Origin of the sequence: Paraburkholderia solitsugae (genome assembly GCF_013177695.1) — a bacterium.
GTDB lineage: Bacteria > Pseudomonadota > Gammaproteobacteria > Burkholderiales > Burkholderiaceae > Paraburkholderia > Paraburkholderia solitsugae.
The window spans coordinates 19,725-36,891 of record NZ_WOEY01000128.1; the positions used below are offsets into that span (position 1 = coordinate 19,725).

At 62.4% G+C, this 17,167-nt stretch carries 16 protein-coding genes; 11 read left to right on the plus strand and 5 right to left on the minus strand.

Annotation, left to right across the window (positions count from 1 at the left end; translation table 11 throughout):
* Positions 1-90 precede the first annotated feature (90 nt).
* The gene (locus GNZ12_RS32385) at positions 91-630 is read left to right on the plus strand and encodes a DUF2867 domain-containing protein (protein WP_172316111.1); all 540 of its coding nucleotides are present in this window, start codon (positions 91-93) and stop codon (positions 628-630) included.
* Positions 631-710: 80 nt separating this feature from the next.
* Here the strand turns inward: GNZ12_RS32385 and GNZ12_RS32390 are convergent, their stop codons facing one another.
* Positions 711-1,532, minus strand: coding sequence for an alpha/beta fold hydrolase (locus GNZ12_RS32390; RefSeq protein ID WP_172316112.1), 822 nt, complete (start codon positions 1,530-1,532; stop codon positions 711-713).
* A 354-nt stretch (positions 1,533-1,886) separates the two neighbouring features.
* On the opposite strand from GNZ12_RS32390, the gene GNZ12_RS32395 reads away from it, so the two are divergent.
* Both GNZ12_RS32395 and GNZ12_RS32400 read left to right on the plus strand, forming a co-directional pair.
* Positions 1,887-2,132: a type II toxin-antitoxin system RelE/ParE family toxin gene (locus GNZ12_RS32395; protein ID WP_268959071.1), complete on the plus strand. Its 246-nt coding sequence runs from the start codon at positions 1,887-1,889 to the stop codon at positions 2,130-2,132.
* Complete coding sequence (locus GNZ12_RS32400; protein WP_172316114.1) at positions 2,119-2,406, plus strand: helix-turn-helix domain-containing protein; 288 nt, start codon at positions 2,119-2,121, stop codon at positions 2,404-2,406. Before GNZ12_RS32395 ends, GNZ12_RS32400 begins: the two co-directional genes overlap by 14 nt.
* 9 nt (positions 2,407-2,415) lie before the next feature.
* Here the strand turns inward: GNZ12_RS32400 and GNZ12_RS32405 are convergent, their stop codons facing one another.
* From GNZ12_RS32405 to GNZ12_RS32415, 3 genes are all read right to left on the minus strand, one after another.
* Positions 2,416-3,168: an IclR family transcriptional regulator gene (locus GNZ12_RS32405; protein WP_172316115.1), complete on the minus strand. Its 753-nt coding sequence runs from the start codon at positions 3,166-3,168 to the stop codon at positions 2,416-2,418.
* An 18-nt stretch (positions 3,169-3,186) separates the two neighbouring features.
* Positions 3,187-4,353: an acyl-CoA dehydrogenase family protein gene (locus GNZ12_RS32410; RefSeq protein ID WP_172316116.1), complete on the minus strand. Its 1,167-nt coding sequence runs from the start codon at positions 4,351-4,353 to the stop codon at positions 3,187-3,189.
* Positions 4,354-4,479: 126 nt separating this feature from the next.
* Positions 4,480-5,625, minus strand: a complete 1,146-nt coding sequence (locus GNZ12_RS32415; RefSeq protein WP_235993948.1) for a CaiB/BaiF CoA transferase family protein — start codon at positions 5,623-5,625, stop codon at positions 4,480-4,482.
* A gap of 51 nt (positions 5,626-5,676) precedes the next feature.
* On the opposite strand from GNZ12_RS32415, the gene GNZ12_RS32420 reads away from it, so the two are divergent.
* From GNZ12_RS32420 to GNZ12_RS32440, 5 genes are all read left to right on the plus strand, one after another.
* Positions 5,677-5,895 (plus strand): hypothetical protein, encoded by a 219-nt coding sequence (locus GNZ12_RS32420; protein WP_172316118.1) that lies wholly within the window; start codon positions 5,677-5,679, stop codon positions 5,893-5,895.
* A 151-nt stretch (positions 5,896-6,046) separates the two neighbouring features.
* Positions 6,047-7,459: a cytochrome ubiquinol oxidase subunit I gene (locus GNZ12_RS32425; RefSeq protein ID WP_172316119.1), complete on the plus strand. Its 1,413-nt coding sequence runs from the start codon at positions 6,047-6,049 to the stop codon at positions 7,457-7,459.
* A gap of 23 nt (positions 7,460-7,482) precedes the next feature.
* Positions 7,483-8,487 (plus strand): cytochrome d ubiquinol oxidase subunit II, encoded by a 1,005-nt coding sequence (gene cydB / locus GNZ12_RS32430; RefSeq protein WP_172316120.1) that lies wholly within the window; start codon positions 7,483-7,485, stop codon positions 8,485-8,487.
* On the plus strand, positions 8,462-8,653 hold the full coding sequence (locus GNZ12_RS32435; protein WP_172316121.1) for a hypothetical protein: 192 nt from the start codon (positions 8,462-8,464) through the stop codon (positions 8,651-8,653). Before cydB ends, GNZ12_RS32435 begins: the two co-directional genes overlap by 26 nt.
* A 339-nt stretch (positions 8,654-8,992) precedes the next feature.
* On the plus strand, positions 8,993-9,736 hold the full coding sequence (locus GNZ12_RS32440; RefSeq protein WP_172316122.1) for a response regulator transcription factor: 744 nt from the start codon (positions 8,993-8,995) through the stop codon (positions 9,734-9,736).
* Positions 9,737-9,757: 21 nt separating this feature from the next.
* Here GNZ12_RS32440 and GNZ12_RS32445 read toward each other — a convergent pair whose 3' ends face one another.
* Positions 9,758-11,539, minus strand: a complete 1,782-nt coding sequence (locus GNZ12_RS32445; RefSeq protein WP_172316177.1) for an ATP-binding response regulator — start codon at positions 11,537-11,539, stop codon at positions 9,758-9,760.
* Positions 11,540-11,755: 216 nt separating this feature from the next.
* On the opposite strand from GNZ12_RS32445, the gene GNZ12_RS32450 reads away from it, so the two are divergent.
* The 3 genes from GNZ12_RS32450 to GNZ12_RS32460 all read left to right on the plus strand — a co-directional run bounded on the left by GNZ12_RS32450 (position 11,756) and on the right by GNZ12_RS32460 (position 17,142).
* Positions 11,756-12,547 (plus strand): hypothetical protein, encoded by a 792-nt coding sequence (locus tag GNZ12_RS32450; protein WP_172316123.1) that lies wholly within the window; start codon positions 11,756-11,758, stop codon positions 12,545-12,547.
* A gap of 205 nt (positions 12,548-12,752) precedes the next feature.
* Positions 12,753-16,163 (plus strand): alpha/beta fold hydrolase, encoded by a 3,411-nt coding sequence (locus tag GNZ12_RS32455; RefSeq protein WP_172316124.1) that lies wholly within the window; start codon positions 12,753-12,755, stop codon positions 16,161-16,163.
* Positions 16,164-16,359: 196 nt separating this feature from the next.
* Complete coding sequence (locus GNZ12_RS32460; protein WP_172316125.1) at positions 16,360-17,142, plus strand: substrate-binding domain-containing protein; 783 nt, start codon at positions 16,360-16,362, stop codon at positions 17,140-17,142.
* Positions 17,143-17,167: the final 25 nt, after the last annotated feature.

The window sequence follows — 17,167 nt, forward strand, 5'->3', positions numbered from 1 at the left end:
CTTGACGCGCATTCGCGCGATCGAACTGCGGCGCGCCCGCAGCGACGTCGCCCTTCCCACTACGATCCATTTTCGGCGCAGCGCCTTCCCATGCCAGACACCAACCGTTCCGTGCTTGCAGTCGCTGTGCCGGCCGAATCCGGCGTGGCCCGCCTGTACGATGCCCCGGACCTCGCGGACGCGTTCGCCGTCCGCTTGCCGGACGACGCCATTGCCGATCCGGAATTACTCGCGCGTTTTCTGTTTGCACACCAGCCGGGTTGGGTTGCGAAACTGTTGAGCCTGCGCGATGCGCTGGTCGCCCGCTTCGGACTCAAGACGGCGAAGCAGCTGCGCGCGGAAGGTTCGCACGGCGCCAGGGAACGGCTCGACATCTTCAGAATCTACACGCGTAGCGCGCGCGAGATCATCCTCGGCGAGAACGATAGCCATCTCGACTTCCGGCTTTCGGTATTGCAGCAAACGCGTGATACGCACGAGGGCAGCGCGCGCTATTTGATCCTGTCCACGGTCGTGCACTGCCACAATGGGCTCGGTCGCTTCTATATCTTTGCCATCGCACCGTTCCACCGACTGGTGGTTCGCTCATCATTGCGCCGGGCGGCGCGCATCGGCTGGCCGACGGCTTGACCGGCGCTTCGATAGGCGGGCACGGGTGCGGCTGACGCAAGGCAATCGCCGCACGCCGCCGCACTCGCTACGTCAGCGTATTACGCGCTGATAAATTCCAGCAGATCGGCATTCACCTTGTCCGCCTCGACGGTGCACATGCCGTGCTGCCCGCCCGGGTAGACCTTGAGCGTGGCGTTCTTCACGATCTTCGCCGTCTTGCGACCTGCCGCGTCGATCGGCACGATCTGGTCGTCGTCGCCGTGCAGAACCAGCGTCGGCACGTCGATCTTCTTCAGATCTTCTGTGTAGTCGACTTCGGAGAACTGCTTGATGCAGTCGTACAGCCCCTTGATCGAGCCGGCCATGCCTTGCGCCCAGAACGAATCGATCACGCCTTGCGACACCTTCGCGTTCGGACGGTTATAGCCGTAAAACGGCAGCGCCAGATCCTTGAAAAACTGCGAACGATCGTCGACCACGCCCTTGCGGATGCCGTCGAACACATCGATCGGCGTGCCTTCGGGGTTGCCCTCTGTCTTGAGCATCAGCGGCGGCACTGCACCGATCAGCACAGCCTTCGCCACGCGATTCGTGCCGTGCCGGCCGATGTAGTGCGCGACCTCCCCGCCGCCGGTCGAATGGCCGACCATCGTGGCATCCTGCAGATCGAGGTGCTCGATCAGCGCCGCGAGATCGTCGGCATAGGTATCCATGTCGTTGCCGTCCCACGTCTGCGCCGAACGGCCATGACCGCGCCGGTCATGCGCGATCACGCGAAACCCTTTGCTGCCGAGGAACAGCATCTGCGCGTCCCAGGCATCCGCGGACAACGGCCAACCGTGCGAGAAGACAACCGGGCGGCCTTTGCCCCAGTCCTTGTAGAAGATGTCCGTACCGTCTTTCGTGGTGATCGTGCTCATCTGCTGACTCCTTGGGAATGAAGTCTGCCGTCGCCGGCAGGTGGATGATGCGTGCCTCTCAGACCATTCGGACGGCACGAGCCGTGCCGTCCGACGAAAACCGTTAACTGCGAATGCTCGACGAACTCGACGCGCGTAGGGGGCGGAACATGGGAGCAAAACGACCGGCGATACACGGCAGGGATGCTTACTCAAGCATGACACGGCCTGCAACACACTTTGATGACGGACCCACGAAGAACCGAATCGGTTCACGCGGTATTCGAAATAACCAGCAGGAATGAAACAGCGAATGGCGATGCGGTGCTCGTCCATGTCGAGCATACGCCAACGCCGTCGTAACCGCTCATCGCGCTGGCCGATCGCATGGAGGAATACGGCCCGAACTTCGGCGAGCCGCATACCGCGTCAATGGGTGGTGGCTTATTCGAGACGCGCCTGAAAGGCGCGGAGGGTATCGCCAGAGTGTTCTACTGCTCGATCGTGGAACGGAAAATCGTCATACTTCACAGCTTCGTGAAGAAGTCGCAACACACGCCGCGTAACGAACTGGACGTGGCGCGCAAAAGACTGCTGGAGATCAGAAATGGCAACCTATAAGGCAATGCGCGAACGGGCGCTCGCCGATCCCGAAGTACGCGCCGAATACGAACGGCTGAACCGCGAAGAATTCGCGCTGCTCGACCAGATGCTCGCCGCGCGCCGCGAAGCCGGCTTGACGCAGGCGCAAGTCGCCGAGCGCATGGGCACGAAAGCGCCGGCCATCACCCGGCTGGAACGGGCACTGGCTTCGGGGCAGCACTCGCCTTCTATCGACACGTTGCGCAGATACGCGGCCGCGTGTGACAAGCAACTGTTTATCTCGATCGCATAGCCGGCGTCGTTACTCCTGCGGCTCCTGCTGTTCTTGCGCTTCGATCGCCTGTTTCACGCGCATTAATTCGATGGCATGCGCCTTCTGATCTTTCTGTATGCGCTCGGTCGGGCCCACGACTGAAAGACCGTACAGGTCCCCGCCAATCGTCAAAGCGACCGCGATCGCCGACAACTCCGGCGCGCTCTCGCCGAGATTGGCGCACCAACCCTTAGCCTTTGCAGCGGCCGCTTGCGCGACGAGCGCTTGCAGGTCGGCAACGGTCGCAGTGGTGAAGCGTTCGAACGAAAGCTGCGCGCCGAGTGACTGCTGTGCGGCGGCATCGAGCTCACCGAAAATCGCCTTGCCGATCGAGTTCGCGTGCAAGGGCCGCAACTCGCCGGGCGCGCGCGTGTAGCGAATCGCCTTGGTCGATTCAACCACATCGAGATACACCACAGCTGTGCCGTGGATCTTGCCGAGCACCGCCGTCTCGCCACACGCGTCGCGCAATTCAACGAGCCGCGGATGCACCATCTCGACGATCGGGTCGACCGCATTGATGGCGCTGGCGAGCAACTGCAAGCGACGCGTTGGATAGTAGCCACCGCGTTTTCTGACCTCGTACAGATAGCCGCGGCTTACCAGCGTGCGAGCGAGCGCGAGACAGCTCGACACCGGCACGTTCAACAAACGCGCGAGTTCAGTGAGCGGCAGCGGCCGTTGCTCGGCAGCGAACAATTCGAACAGGTCTAGCGTGCGGGCAACGAGTTTGACATCCATGGCGGTGGGGTGAAACGCTCAGTACGACTTCGGCAGGCCCAGCACTTTCTCCGCGATGAAGCACATGATCATCTGCGGGCTCACGGGGGCGAGCCTCGGAATCATACACTCCCGCAGATAGCGTTCGACGTGATACTCCTTCGCATAGCCCATGCCGCCGAGCGTGGCAATCGCCGTCTGGCATGACTGGAACGCGGCTTCCGCCGCGAGGTACTTGGCCGCGTTGGCTTCCGCGCCGCAGGGCTGGCCGGCGTCGTAGAGCGAGGCGGCTTTGAACACCATCAGATTGGCCGCTTCGAGTTGCATCCAGGCTTGGGCGAGCGGGTGCTGGATCGCCTGGTTCTGGCCGATCGGCCGGCCAAACACCACGCGCTCCTTCGCGTACTGTGTCGCGCGTTTCAACGCGACCTGACCGAGACCGATCGCTTCGGCGGCGATCAGGATGCGCTCGGGGTTCAGGCCGTGCAGCAGATAGCGAAAGCCCGCGCCTTCGTCGCCGATACGGTCTTCAACGGGCACGCGCAGATTGTCGATGAACAGCATGTTCGAATCGACCGCCTTGCGGCCCATTTTCTCGATCTCGCGCACTTCCACGCGCTCGCGGTCGAGGTCGGTATAGAACAGCGTGAGACCGTCGGTCGGTTTGGCGGCCTGCTCGAGCGGCGTGGTGCGCGCGATGATCAGCATCTTGCTCGCGACCTGGGCCGTGGAGATCCAGATCTTGCGGCCGGACAGCACGTAGTGGTCGCCGTCGCGCACGGCCTGGGTTTTCAGATGCGTGGTGTCGAGGCCGGCGTCCGGTTCGGTGACCGCGAAGCAAGCCTTGTCGCGGCCCTCGATCAGCGGCGGCAAAAAGCGGCGCTTCTGTGCTTCGCTGCCGAACACCTGTACGGGGTTCAGCCCGAAGATGTTCATATGCACTGCGGAGGCTCCCGACAAGCCCGCACCGGAGCCACTGATCGTGCGCATCATGAGCGCGGCCTCGGTCATGCCGAGACCCGAGCCGCCGTATTCCGGCGACATCGCGATACCGAGCCAGCCGGCATCGGCCAGCGTGCGATGGAAGTCGTGTGGAAATCCGCCGTCGCGATCGCGGGCGAGCCAGTATTCGTCGTCGTATTTTTCGCAGAGTTTCTCGATCGCGGACTGGATCGATTGCTGGTCTTCGGTGAGATCGAAATTCATAACAACGTCCTGGGTTGTTGCCGGGTAGTACCTGCGCTGATCCGAACGTGCTCGAAGCGCACTCAAAGCGGAAACACACCGACCAGCACCGCGGTCAACACCATGATGATCGTGGCGGCGAAAACTTCAGGCGTCCGCGGGCGGCTTGCCGAAGACCTGCTCGGCGTGCTCATTGAGCGCCGGGGGCGTGCTGCGGTAACTGGCCGGCGTGCGGCTCAGCTTGATCGGCGATGCAATACCCTTGTACGTGCCCATCTCCACCCGCATGCCGCGATGTGCCGTATGCGGATGCTCCAGCGCCGCGCCCAACTCAAGCACCGGTGCGCATGGCACACCGCGCCGGATCAGCGTATCGGCAAGCAGTTCGCCTTCCCACGACGCAAAGCGTTTCTCGAGTTCGGCGCGCAATTCGCGGCGATGCGCGCTGCGCTCCTTGTTGCTGGCAAAGCGCGGATCGTCGACGAGCGGCTGCGCGTCAATCACGGCGCACAGTCCCGCGAACTGCGTGTTGTTGCCCACCGCCAGAAAAATATCGACGCTACCGGTGTGGAACATGTCGTACGGCGTGATGTTGGGATGCGCGTTGCCGCTGCGTTGCGGCTCTTTACCCGAGTAGAACCAGTTCGGCGTATGCGGATGCAGGATCGACAACGCACTGTCGAACAGTGTCGATTCGACAAACTGACCACGTCCGCTCGTCTCGCGTTCGCGCAGCGCCATCAGGATGCCGAGCGCCGCGTTCAGCCCGGTGACCAGATCGACGATCGGCACGCCGATGCGCAACGGCGCGCCGCCCGCCTCGCCGTTCACGCTCATCAAACCGGTCAGCGCCTGCACGGCAGCGTCGTAGCCCGGCAAGGCGCCGAGTGGACCGTCCGAGCCGAAACCCGACACGCGGCAATGCACGAGGCGCGGAAAACGCGCCTGCAACGCGTCGTAGCCAAGGCCCCAGCGTTCCAATGTGCCGATCTTGAAGTTTTCGACGAGCACGTCGGCGGTGTCGAGCAGCGTCAGCAGTTTCTGACGGTCGGGCTCCTGCGTCAGATCGAGCGCCACACCAAGCTTATTGCGATTCACGCCGATGAAATACGAGGCCGTGTCGCCGTCGAACGGTGGCCCCCATGTGCGCGTTTCGTCGCCGTTAGGCGGCTCGACCTTGACGACCTCCGCGCCGTGGTCGGCGAGGATTTGCGTGCAGTACGGGCCACCCAGCACGCGTGACAGATCGATGATGCGAAGCCCTGAGAGCGAACCGGGCGTGAGATTGAGCAAGGCGTGTCTCCTGATTGGACGATGGCGCACCATGGTCGTTAATTCCTGCGCATGAATAAAACTTTATGCCCAAGAATTTATCAAGTCAAGCAGGTTCCGGGGAAACACCAGGCCAACGTCAGTCACCGCGAAAGCGCCGGGGTCGCGTTGTTGCAGCGCGGTCTATTGCCGCAGTTCCGCGCCGACCTCGAGAAAGACACGCGCAAGCACGTGAAGGAAAACTTGATACCTATCAACGCTTTGCCGTCTCAAAAACGAAAAACCACGTAAAACAACGCGGTTTTTTGACGCACGTCGCATCGCAGCAAAAAAGCCACTCATCCACTACTCTTGCGTCATCTGCCCAGCGCAGTGCGCACCGACAACGGTCGACGCGCGTAGTCCGCCTCCAGGCACGACGCACCTAAAGCACTTCACGATCATGAACTCCGCAATTTCGGCATTCGATCTCGCCCGCATTCAGTTTGCGTTCACCGTCTCGTTTCACATTGTTTTTCCGGCGCTCAGCATCGGCCTCGCCAGCTTCATCGCCGTACTCGAATGGCGCTGGCTGAAAACCGGTAAGGCGTACTACAAAGATCTTTGCCTGTTCTGGTCGAAGATCTTCGCGGTGGCCTTCGGTATGGGCGTCGTCTCCGGCGTCGTGATGAGCTATCAGTTCGGCACCAACTGGTCAGGCTTCTCCAGTTTCGCCGGACCCATCACCGGACCTCTCCTGATGTACGAGGTCATGACCGCGTTCTTTCTCGAAGCGGGCTTCCTCGGCATCATGCTGTTCGGCTGGCAGCGCGTGAGTCCGCGCGCCCACTTCGGCGCCACGCTGATGGTGGCGATCGGCACGCTGATCTCGACGTTCTGGATTCTTGCGTCCAATAGCTGGATGCAAACACCGCAGGGCTTTGAAGTCGTGAACGGCCGTGTCGTGCCGCTCGACTGGTTCAAGATCATTTTCAATCCGTCGTTCCCGTACCGGCTCGCGCATATGGCGCTGGCGGCATTCATCGTTGGGGGGCTGGTGGTGTCGGCGGTGGGCGCATGGCATCTGCTGCGCGGCCGGCGCGATCCTGCCGTCAAGAAGATGTTCTCGATGGCGCTCTGGCTGCTGCTGATCCTCACGCCGATTCAGGCATTCGTCGGCGATCAGCACGGTCTGAATACGCGCAAGTATCAGCCGGCCAAGATCGCCGCGATCGAAGGTCTGTGGGAAACCGAGAAAGGCGGCACGGCGCTCAACCTGTTCGGTATTCCCGACATGCAAGCGGAGACCACGCGCTACGCGGTGTCGATCCCGCACCTCGGCAGCCTGATCCTCACGCATAGCTGGGACGGCGAGATTCGCGGCTTGAAGGAGTTCCCGCCACAAGACCGGCCGAACTCGACGGTGGTGTTCTGGAGCTTCCGCATCATGGCCGGGCTCGGCGTGCTGATGATCCTGATGTCTGTGGCGGCATGGGCGCTGCGCCGCCGCGAACGCCTGTTTGAAGCGAAGTGGTTCCAGCGTCTTGCGGTGGCGATGGGCCCGACCGGTTTCATCACGCTGCTGGCGGGTTGGGTCACCACTGAAGCAGGCCGTCAGCCGTGGGTGGTGTACGGCGTGATGCGCACCTCACAGGCGGTGTCGCCGCTCACCACGCAGCAAGTCGGCATCTCGCTGATGGCATTCGTGGTCGTGTACTTCCTCGTATTCGGCACCGGCATCTACTACATGCTCAAGCTGATGCGCTCCGGTCCCGCTCTGCCGGGACAGACGCCGCATGGCGTGCCTGAGCACACGCCGAATCACACCGCGCGCCGCCCCTTGTCCGCCGCCGATCACATGATCGACGCCGCCTAACCTCTTTGCCTGCGAGAAAGAAAATGGACGTAACCGTAGCGTGGGCCGCAATCATTGCGCTAGGCCTATTCATATACGTGGTGCTGGACGGTTTCGATCTGGGCATCGGCATCGTCTTCCCGTTTTTCCCCGATGAGAAAGAACGCGACCTGATGATGAACACCGTCGCGCCCGTGTGGGACGGCAACGAAACCTGGCTGGTGCTCGGCGGCGCCGCGCTGTTCGCGGTGTTTCCGGTGGCCTATTCGACCGTGCTGTCCGCGCTGTATCTGCCGCTGATCTTCATGCTCGTCTGCCTGATTTTTCGCGGCGTGTCGTTCGAGATTCGCGCTAAGGCCAAGCGCACGAAACATCTGTGGGATCTGGCGTTCATCGGCGGCTCGGCGGGCGCGACGTTCTTTCAGGGCATCGTGCTGGGCGCGTTCCTGCAAGGCATTCCGGTGATCGACGGCGGCTATGCGGGCGACGCCTTCGGCTGGCTCACGCCGTTCAGTCTGCTGACGGGCCTCGGTCTGGTGACCACTTACGCGTTGCTTGGCTGCTGCTGGCTGGTCGCGAAGACCGAAGGCGATCTGCAACGCCGCCTGCATCGCGTGGTGTGGCCGCTGACGCTCGTGCTGCTCGGGTTCATCGCAATGGTCAGCCTGTGGACGCCGCTGCAAGATCCGAATATCGCGCAACGCTGGTTCCACGACAACCTGTTCTACCGTCTGCTGCCGGTGCCGTTCCTCGTGGCGGTGTGCGCGTTCTTCATGCATCGCGCGGTGCGTGCCCGGCATCACAACACGCCGTTCGTGCTGGCGCTCCTGCTGGTGCTGCTCGGTTATACGGGGCTGCTGGTGAGCCTGTGGCCGTATGCGATTCCGTCGAGCATGACACTCTGGGAAGCGGCTGCGCCACGTTCGAGCCAGATGTTCACGCTGGTCGGCGCAGCGGTGATTCTGCCGGTCATCATCGCCTATACGACGATGGGTTATTGGGTATTTCGTGGCAAGGTGCGTCATGACGACCAACATCACTATCACTAAGGACGCGGGCGCTGAAGCCCCCCGCAGCGCGTCGCAACCGCCGGCAGGCAAACTGCCGGGGTGGCTGTGGTTCATCGCGCTCTGGTGTTTCGGCGTGGCTTCGGCGGTATCGCTCGGCTTCGCGTTCAAGCTTCTGATGAATGCGACGCTATTTGCAGTCAAATGACCACGGCGCTTGCGTGATTTCATTCGGCCCGCATAACCTTCGGATTCCTGCGTGGACGGCTTCAAAATTGGGGCATACGGCTCGTCTTCGTAGCAAGCCGGAACCTATGCGCGAGAGACCTGCCTTACACAATATGCTGGTGCATCGAACCAGCCGGCGATCATATAAATAGACTGTCAAATATGCGGCGCGCCGGAAAGCGCGCCGCGCCACCGATCGGCATATGATCGCGGGGTAACCGGCCATGACGCCATTCGAAAATAGAAGTAAAACGGGAAGTGAAGCCAGCAGCACGGCGGCGGTAGTCCACAACTCGCAGGTCCGACTCGCGGAGACATCATGAAGTTTCTTGTGGCCGACGACCATGAACTGATCCGGCAAGGCGTCAAAGGGCTGTTGCGTGGGCTCGATCCTGACGCGCAATTCGACGAAGCCGATAGCTGGGAAACACTCGCCGCCGCCGCGCGGCCCGACGCCGACCACGACCTCGCCATCGTCGATCTGCATATGCCGGGCATGAGCGGCGCTTCGTCGCTTGAAGTGCTGCTGAAGGCAAACCCTGCGTTGCCGGTCGTCGTGCTCTCCGCCGAAGAATCGCCCGACGAAATGCGCGCGGTGCTGGCCGCCGGCGCGCTCGGCTTCGTGCCCAAGCGGCAACCCGCCAGCGTCATGCTCAAAGCAATCGAACTGGTGTTGTCAGGCGGCGCCTATGTGCCAATGGAAGCACTCAGTCTGCTGGGCTCGCGTGAGGCGCACACCGAAGCGGCGGCCGAGCGTTCCGCTCAGGGCACCGCCCCCGCCTCGACTCAGGGCGGCGCAGCGCTCACCGAACCGATCATGCAAATCCAGGCACTGCAGCCGCACCAGCAACATTTGCTGGAGAACCTGTCGCCAAGACAGCAGGACATCATGCGGCTCGTGCATCGCGGCTGGACCAACAAGATGATCGCGCGTGAACTGGGCGTTGCGGAAGGAACGGTCAAGGTGCATCTCTCGGTGATCTTCCGGGCGCTCGGCGTGCACAACCGGTCCACGGCGATCGCCGTGATCAACGGCTGGCTGGAAGCCGGCAGAACCCTGTAACAGCGGGTCGGCGGCCGGTGCTCACGCCGCCCGCCCCTTATCCAGTTCCGCCTGCTGCCAGAGCATTTCCAGGGTGCGCCGCAAGCGCGCCGGTGTCACCGGCTTATGCAGCACCGGAATCCCCTGTAAGGCCAGCGCCGCCAGTTCCGCCGACGCCATATCGCCCGTGATCAGCAAGGTCACCACGCTTTCGTGCCCGGCCCGCGCGAGCACATTGCGCACGGCCGCCAGCGCTTGCGCGCCGGTTCGGTGATTGGCCAACTGGTAGTCACATAACACGGCATCCGGGACGAAACCGTCTTCCAGCGCGACGAGCGCATCCACCTCGTCGCGTGCGCCACGCACGATGCAACCCCAGCGTCCCAGCAGACTGGCAAGGCCTTCGAGAATCGACGGTTCGTCGTCAATGCATAGCACCCGCCGCCCTTGTGCCGATGGACCGCCCGCCACCGCTTCGTTCAGGCTCGCGACAATCCCGCCGGCGTCGCCCTGCTGCACAGGAAAGCGAAACACCGAGCCGCGGCCCGGCGCCGAGCGCATCTGCAACTCGCCGCCGAGCATCTCGACCAGGCGCTTCACCGTCGGCAAGCCCAAACCGTGCCCCTGGCGCGCGTCGCGCTGTGGATTGGCGACCTGATAGAACTCTTCGAAGATGCGCTCGTGTTCCTCGGCAGGGATGCCAATACCCGAATCGCGCACCTCGACATAGCCGCCCGATCGACGCCCGGCGCGGCGATAGCCGACCCAGATCGCGCCTTCCTCGGTATAGCGCACGGCGTTCGAGAGCAGGTTGCTCAGTACGCGTTCGAGCAGCACCGGATCGTCATGCACGACCACCGAAGCCGGTGCGATCCGCAGCGCCAGGCCTTTGGCCGCCGCCTGCGGGCGGTACTGGCTACCGACCCGCTCGAACAGTTCCGAAAGCCGGAAATGCAAGCGGATGACCTGGGTCACGCCGCTTTCGAGCCTCGCAAGATCGAGCACCTGGTTGAACAGCTGATTCAACGCTTCGACGTTATAAACGATGTGCTCGGCGGTCTTCCCATGCTGTAGGGGCGTCGCCGCCGTGTCGTTGAGCGAGGCCGCCAGTAGGCCGATCGCATGCAGCGGCTGGCGCAAATCGTGGCTCGCGGCCGCAAAAAACCGTGTTTTGGCGAGACTGGCTTCTTCGGCGACACGCTTTTGCGCCGCCAGTGATTCCGCCAGGTATTGCTGATCGACGCGAGCCTGCACGACTTGCCGGAACAGCTTGCGATAACTCAGCGCATAGACGTTGATCGCGCAGAAGAAGAACGCGAGGACGATGGCGAGAATCGTGCGATCGAACGTATGCGTGCCGAAATGCAGCACGATGGATGGGACCAGCAGAAACGGAATCGCGGTCGAGAAGTTCAGCAGATCGAAGCCGTTCGACATGAACACGCCGGCCGCCAGCGTGACGAGCATCACCGTGTGCAGCAGCGGCAAATCGGTTTGGGGGCTCTGAAACGCGAACCATATCGCCAGCCCCGGCGCGCTATACTGCAGCACGCCGCGCACCGCGTGCAAGTTGATCCAGCCACGCGGCGTGACGAGGTGCGGGTAGCGGCGATTGCAGATCCACAGCGCAAGGCTGCCGCAATTGGCCACCGCATAGAACCCGAAGCACGCGATGAACAGCCGTGGCGACGGAATGTTCGGCCAGTAGATCGCCACCAGCACCGCGATCGAGAACCAGTGCGAAAAGAAGGCGATCGGATCTTGCGCGTACAGCACGCGCACCAGGTCTTCGTCGATTGCACGCTGGATCGGGTCGGCCCGCATCATGCGGTCTCCTCGTGGGGCACGGCAAATTATGCTGACCGGATGGTTTACCCGGCAGTTTACCCATCAGCTACCACTTAATCCATATAGGCGAAGCCGTCGCCGGAAATCATACTGGGTTCACATTCCAGCGCGGCTTACAAGCTCCAACACCCCCTTCCTTGCCTGCAGTCGAGGCTCCGCGCGCTCCTCGCCTTACCCTTTATGGAGGTTTTCATGGGCGCAGTTCCGAGCCACGCGTTCGTCCGCAATCTCGACGATGCGATCCTGCCCGACCTGTGGCGCCGTCGTACCCAACTGTCCGCCGACGAAATGGTGTCGATGGTCGAACTGGTCAAGCGGGCGTTGCGCACCTATCACCCGCTTGAGTTGCAGGCACTCGGCGAGGACAAGGAAGAACTGGTCGCGCAGTTCATTTACGCGAAAGTACTGCGCCTCGCGCCCGGCCACACGGAAACCCATGCCTGCGCCGACAGCGCCCCCTCCAACGGCTACGCGCTGTGCGCGTATTTTCGCCGTTACCTGATCGACTGCCTGCGCAGCGCCGGCCATCAACGCAATGTGTCGATGGAAAACGAAGGCATGGCGCAGGAGATCGATCTTCACGCGCAAGCGCTGGAAGACCCCGTCGAAAGCGTATTGCTGCAATACGGCCTCGACGAGCAACGCGTGCGGTTCGCCGCGCGCGCCTTTATCGACAGCCTCGACGAGCCGGAACGCATCGTGCTGGCCGGCAGCCTCGGCTGGTGCTCGGAAGGGAAAGGCGGCCTGTCGGCGGTCGCTGCTCAGCATCGTGTGCCCTCGTATCACTATCGCGCCGTCAAACTCGGCGTCACCATGAAAAAGACGGCCGGCGCCGACGAATTTTCTAATACCAAGATCGGCCGCTGGCTGATCGACGTGCTCGGCATCGAGATCGAGCTCGACAATCGCCCAGCGATTCTGCTCGCGTTAAACCTGCTCGCCGCCGAATCGAGCGACAGCGAAATGAATGAAGTAGCCGCCTAATAGCGTATTCCCAGACTAGCCTGGGCCGACGGCGGCTTTTTCCCCTTTCCGCAAATCGAGCACGTGCCACGCACGCGCCACGTACGATGCGCCTTTTTTTGTCATCGCGCACCGCCTACGATAAAAAAGCCGCAACCACAGGCCGTCTTCCTTCCGAAGTCCGGGCTCCCCTACCCGGCATCCCTTTCCTGACGAGGTGGTCCGAATGAACCGCTTATCGAGCGCCCTGACGGCCATGCAGCCGCATTACGATGTCGTGGTGGTGGGTTCGGGTTATGGAGGTGCGATTGCCGCGAGCCGCATGGCGCGCGCCGGCCGCAGGGTGTGCGTGCTGGAACGTGGGCGCGAATTCATGGCCGGCGAGTTTCCGCGCACGCCGCTCGAAGGCGCCGCGCAGGTGCAATACAACACCGCCCTCGCGCAAGTCGGCTCGCCGCTCGCGCTGCTCGAAGTGCACGTGAATGAAGACGTGAATGCGGTGGTGGGCTGCGGACTGGGCGGCACGTCGCTGATCAACGCGAACGTTGCGCTCGAAGCCGAACCGCGGTTATGGGACGACGTCCGCTGGCCCGAGGCGCTGCGCGGCGACCAGGCGGGACGCGACAAGGGCTACGAACTTGCCCGCGCCATGCTGCAACCGTCGCCCGTGTCCGGCGATTTTTTGCAATTGCCAAAACTGCAGGCGCTCAAACAATCCGCGCAGGCGCTCGGTATGGCCGATCGCTTTTACCCACCGCCGGTCACCGTCACCTTCGAGGACCGCATCAACGCTGCGGGCGTTGCGCAGCAAGCCTGCGTCGGATGCGGCGATTGCAATTCGGGCTGCAATTACGACGCAAAAAATTCGACGCACATGAACTATCTGCCCGATGCGGTCGCGCACGGCGCCCATATTTTCACGGGCGCAGCCGTGCATTCGGTGGTGCGCGACGCGGCTAAGCAAAAGTGGACTGTGCGTTTTCAGGAGGTAAAGCTAGGCCGCGAGAGTTATGACGCGCCTGATCTGTTCGTGAGCGCCGACATCGTCATTGTCTCGGCCGGCACGATCGGTTCGACCGCCCTGCTGTTGCGCTCGCGCAAGGCGGGGCTGACCGTTTCCGACATGCTCGGCCAACACTTCACCGGGAACGGCGACGTACTGGCGTTCGCGTACAACACCGACGAGGTGATCAACGGTGTCGGCTGGGGCGTACACATGCAGGGCGACATCCCACCGGTCGGGCCGACCATTACCGGCATCATCGACCATCGCAACACCCCTGACGTGACAGACGGCTTCGTGATCGAAGAAGGCTCGCTCGCCGGGCCGGTTGGCGCCGCGATGGTCGCGCTGCTCGGCGGCGCCGCGCCGCTCGAAGGCGTCGAGATTCCCGCTCCGCGCGCCGCCGGGGAACCGGCAGACTACGACACTCGCGTGATCGAAAGCCTCCTGCGCGGCCCCTATCACGGCGCCCTCAACCATACGCAAACCTACCTGGTCATGGCGCATGACGACGAAAGCGGCCAGATCAGCGTGAATGACAAGGGCAGACCACGCATCGACTGGCCGAAGGCCGGCAAGCAGCCGATCTTCCGCACTGTCGAAGACACGCTCGAGAAGGCGCAGGCGCCGCTCGGCGGTAAATACGTGCGCAACCCGATCTCGACCCGAATGCTCAAGAACCGCACCGTCACCGTGCATCCGCTCGGCGGCTGCGGGATGGGTGAGGATGCCGAGCGCGGTGTCGTCGACCATCAGGGCCGGGTCTTCAGCGGCACGACAGGGGATGACGTGCACGAAGGCCTGTATGTGATGGATGGCGCGGTCATGCCGATGTCGCTCGGCGTCAATCCGCTGTTGACGATTTCCGCGCTGGCCGAACGCAATTGCGCGCTGCTTGCGGACGCGCGAGGCTGGAAGATCGACTACCAGGCCAAGGGCACGGCCGGCACGCCGCCGCCCCAGAAGATCGGCCTGCGCTTCACCGAAACAATGATCGGCACCTACACGCCTGGCGTGGCGGGCGATGCCGCCACCAGTCCGATTGAATTCACACTGACTGTCGAATCGGACGATCTGGCCGATATGCTGAGCAATCCGCAACATCTGGCCCACACCACTGGCACGCTGACCTGCGCCGCGCTCTCCGCGCAACCCATGACGATCACGGACGGCACCTTCAACCTGTTCGTGGTCAACGAATCGGACGTGGACGAGCGCAACATGAATTACCGCATGACGCTCAATTCCACCGAAGGCAAAACCTACTATCTGAGTGGACAGAAGATCATTACGCGTACGTCGCCGATCAATCTTTGGGACCAGACCAACACGCTCTACGCCGAAATTCGCGAATCGGCGCAAGCGGATGCACCGGCGATCGGCAAAGCAACGCTGATCATCACGCCCGAGAATTTCATCAAGCAGCAACGCACGCTTGAAGTCACCAACGCACCCGATCTGACAACGCGCCTTGAATGGACCCTGAAGTTCGGCAAATTTTTCGCGGGCGTGCTGTTCACCGAGTACGGCGGCGTGGCGGCGCCCTTGCAGTTTTATGATCCGAAGGCGCCCCCGCGTCTGAAGCGCGTGCTGCGCGCACCTGTGCCGCAGGTGGTCTTCTTCGATACGCCCGATAAGACCACGCTGCGACTCACACGCTACGCCGGGCCGCCCAACACACCGCTGCGTCCCGTGCTGCTGATCCACGGCTCGGGTGTGTCGAGCCGCATCTTTTCCACCGATCTGGTCACGACCAACCTGGTGGAATATCTCTGTGCGGCCGGCTACGACGTGTGGCTCGTCGATCTGCGCGTCAGCATCGAAATGCCGAGCGTGCTGGTGCCGACCAACGTCGACAAGGTCGCTCGCGAGGACATTCCGGCCGCGGTCGCTAAAGTGCGGGAGCTGACCGGCCTGCCAGACATTCAGGTGCTGGCCCACTGCATGGGTGGGTTGGCGTTGACGATGTCGCTGCTGTACGGCCTCGAGGGCGTGCGCTCGGTCGTCATCTCGCAGGTCTCGGCGCATCCGGTGCCGGGCACACTCGGAAAGATCAAGTGCGGGCTGCACGTCCCGGACATCATGGAACATCTCGGCGTGCTCGACCTGACTGCTTTTACGGAACATAGGTCGTGGCCCCACAACCTGCTCGATGAAGCGCTGCGGCTCTACCCGACCACTCACAAACAGGGCTGCGGCAGCCCAATCTGCCACCGGGCGACCTTCCTTTACGGCCTGCTCTACGAACATGAAAAATTGAGCGAGACACTTCACTCGAACCTGCAGGAATTGTTCGGCGTGCACGACGTCTCCGTCTTCAAGCATCTCGCCGCGATGGTGCGGGCGGGCAAGGTTGTCGATGCCGAAGGCCGAGACGTCTACCTGAGCGGCGCGGACGGCATGAGGGGTCTGGAAGGCATGCGCCTGCCGATCGGCTTCATCCACGGTGAAAAAAACGAAACCTATCTGCCGAAGAGTACCTTGATTACCTACGACATGCTGGTCGAGCACTTCCCCGAGCAGCCTTACGAACGACACATCATTCCCGGCTACGGGCATATCGACTGCATCTTCGGCAAGAATGCGGCGGTGGATGTCTATCCGGTGATTGCGCGGTATCTGAATGCGCATTGACGAATGCTTAAGCGCCACGTCGCCATAAGATCGGAGAACGCCGCGGCTGCGTGCATGGGTTGCACGCCGCTCGCTCTTCGGGCGGCGGTTCAGGTATGGTATGTGTAAGGGGGCGGTTCGCCGCGGGTACAGTCAGCGCACCTGGCCCCGCGAGCCCATCACACCCTATCCACATCACCCTGCCACGCTTATCCGGATGAAAAACTTTTTTCTGACCACGTTGACCGCCGGGCTGTTGGCCGGCACCGTTGCAACAGCGAACGTACAGGCCGCCGAACTCCATGTGATGAGTTCAGGCGGCTTCACCGCCGCCTATAAACTGCTCGGCCCCAAGTTCGCGGCGTCGACAGGCAACACGCTCGAAACGATCCTCGGGCCGTCGATGGGTAAATCGCCGGAAGCCATTCCGAACCGGCTCGAGCGCGGAGAGCACGCGGACGTGGTCATCATGGTCGGCTACGCGCTCGACGATCTGATCAAGCAAGGCAAGGTGATTCCCGGGTCGCGCGTCGAGCTGGCCGATTCCCGCATTGGCATGGCCGTGCGCAGCGGCGCGCCGAAGCCGGATATCAGTTCGGTCGAGGCACTGAAAGAGACTCTGCTTCACGCCAGATCGATCGCCTACTCGGATAGCGCGAGCGGTGTCTATATCGAACGCGAGCTCTTCGGCAAACTCGGCATTGGGGATCAGGTGAAAGCCAAAGCGAAGATGATCCCGAAGATTCCAGTCGCATCCGTGGTCGCCAATGGCGATTACGAGGTGGGATTCCAGCAGGTCAGTGAGTTGCTGCCGGTGCCGGGCGCCACGTTCGTTGGAAAGATTCCGGAATCGGTGCAATCGGTCACGCGATATGCTGCGGGCATCCCGGTGGGCGCCGAACATCCGAAAGAGGCGAAGGCACTGCTCGACTACCTCGCCTCACCCGCCGCACAGCCCGTGGTGACGTCGACTGGTATGGACTCTGTCGCAACACATTGACGAAGTGGCCGGTGCGTAGCCGACA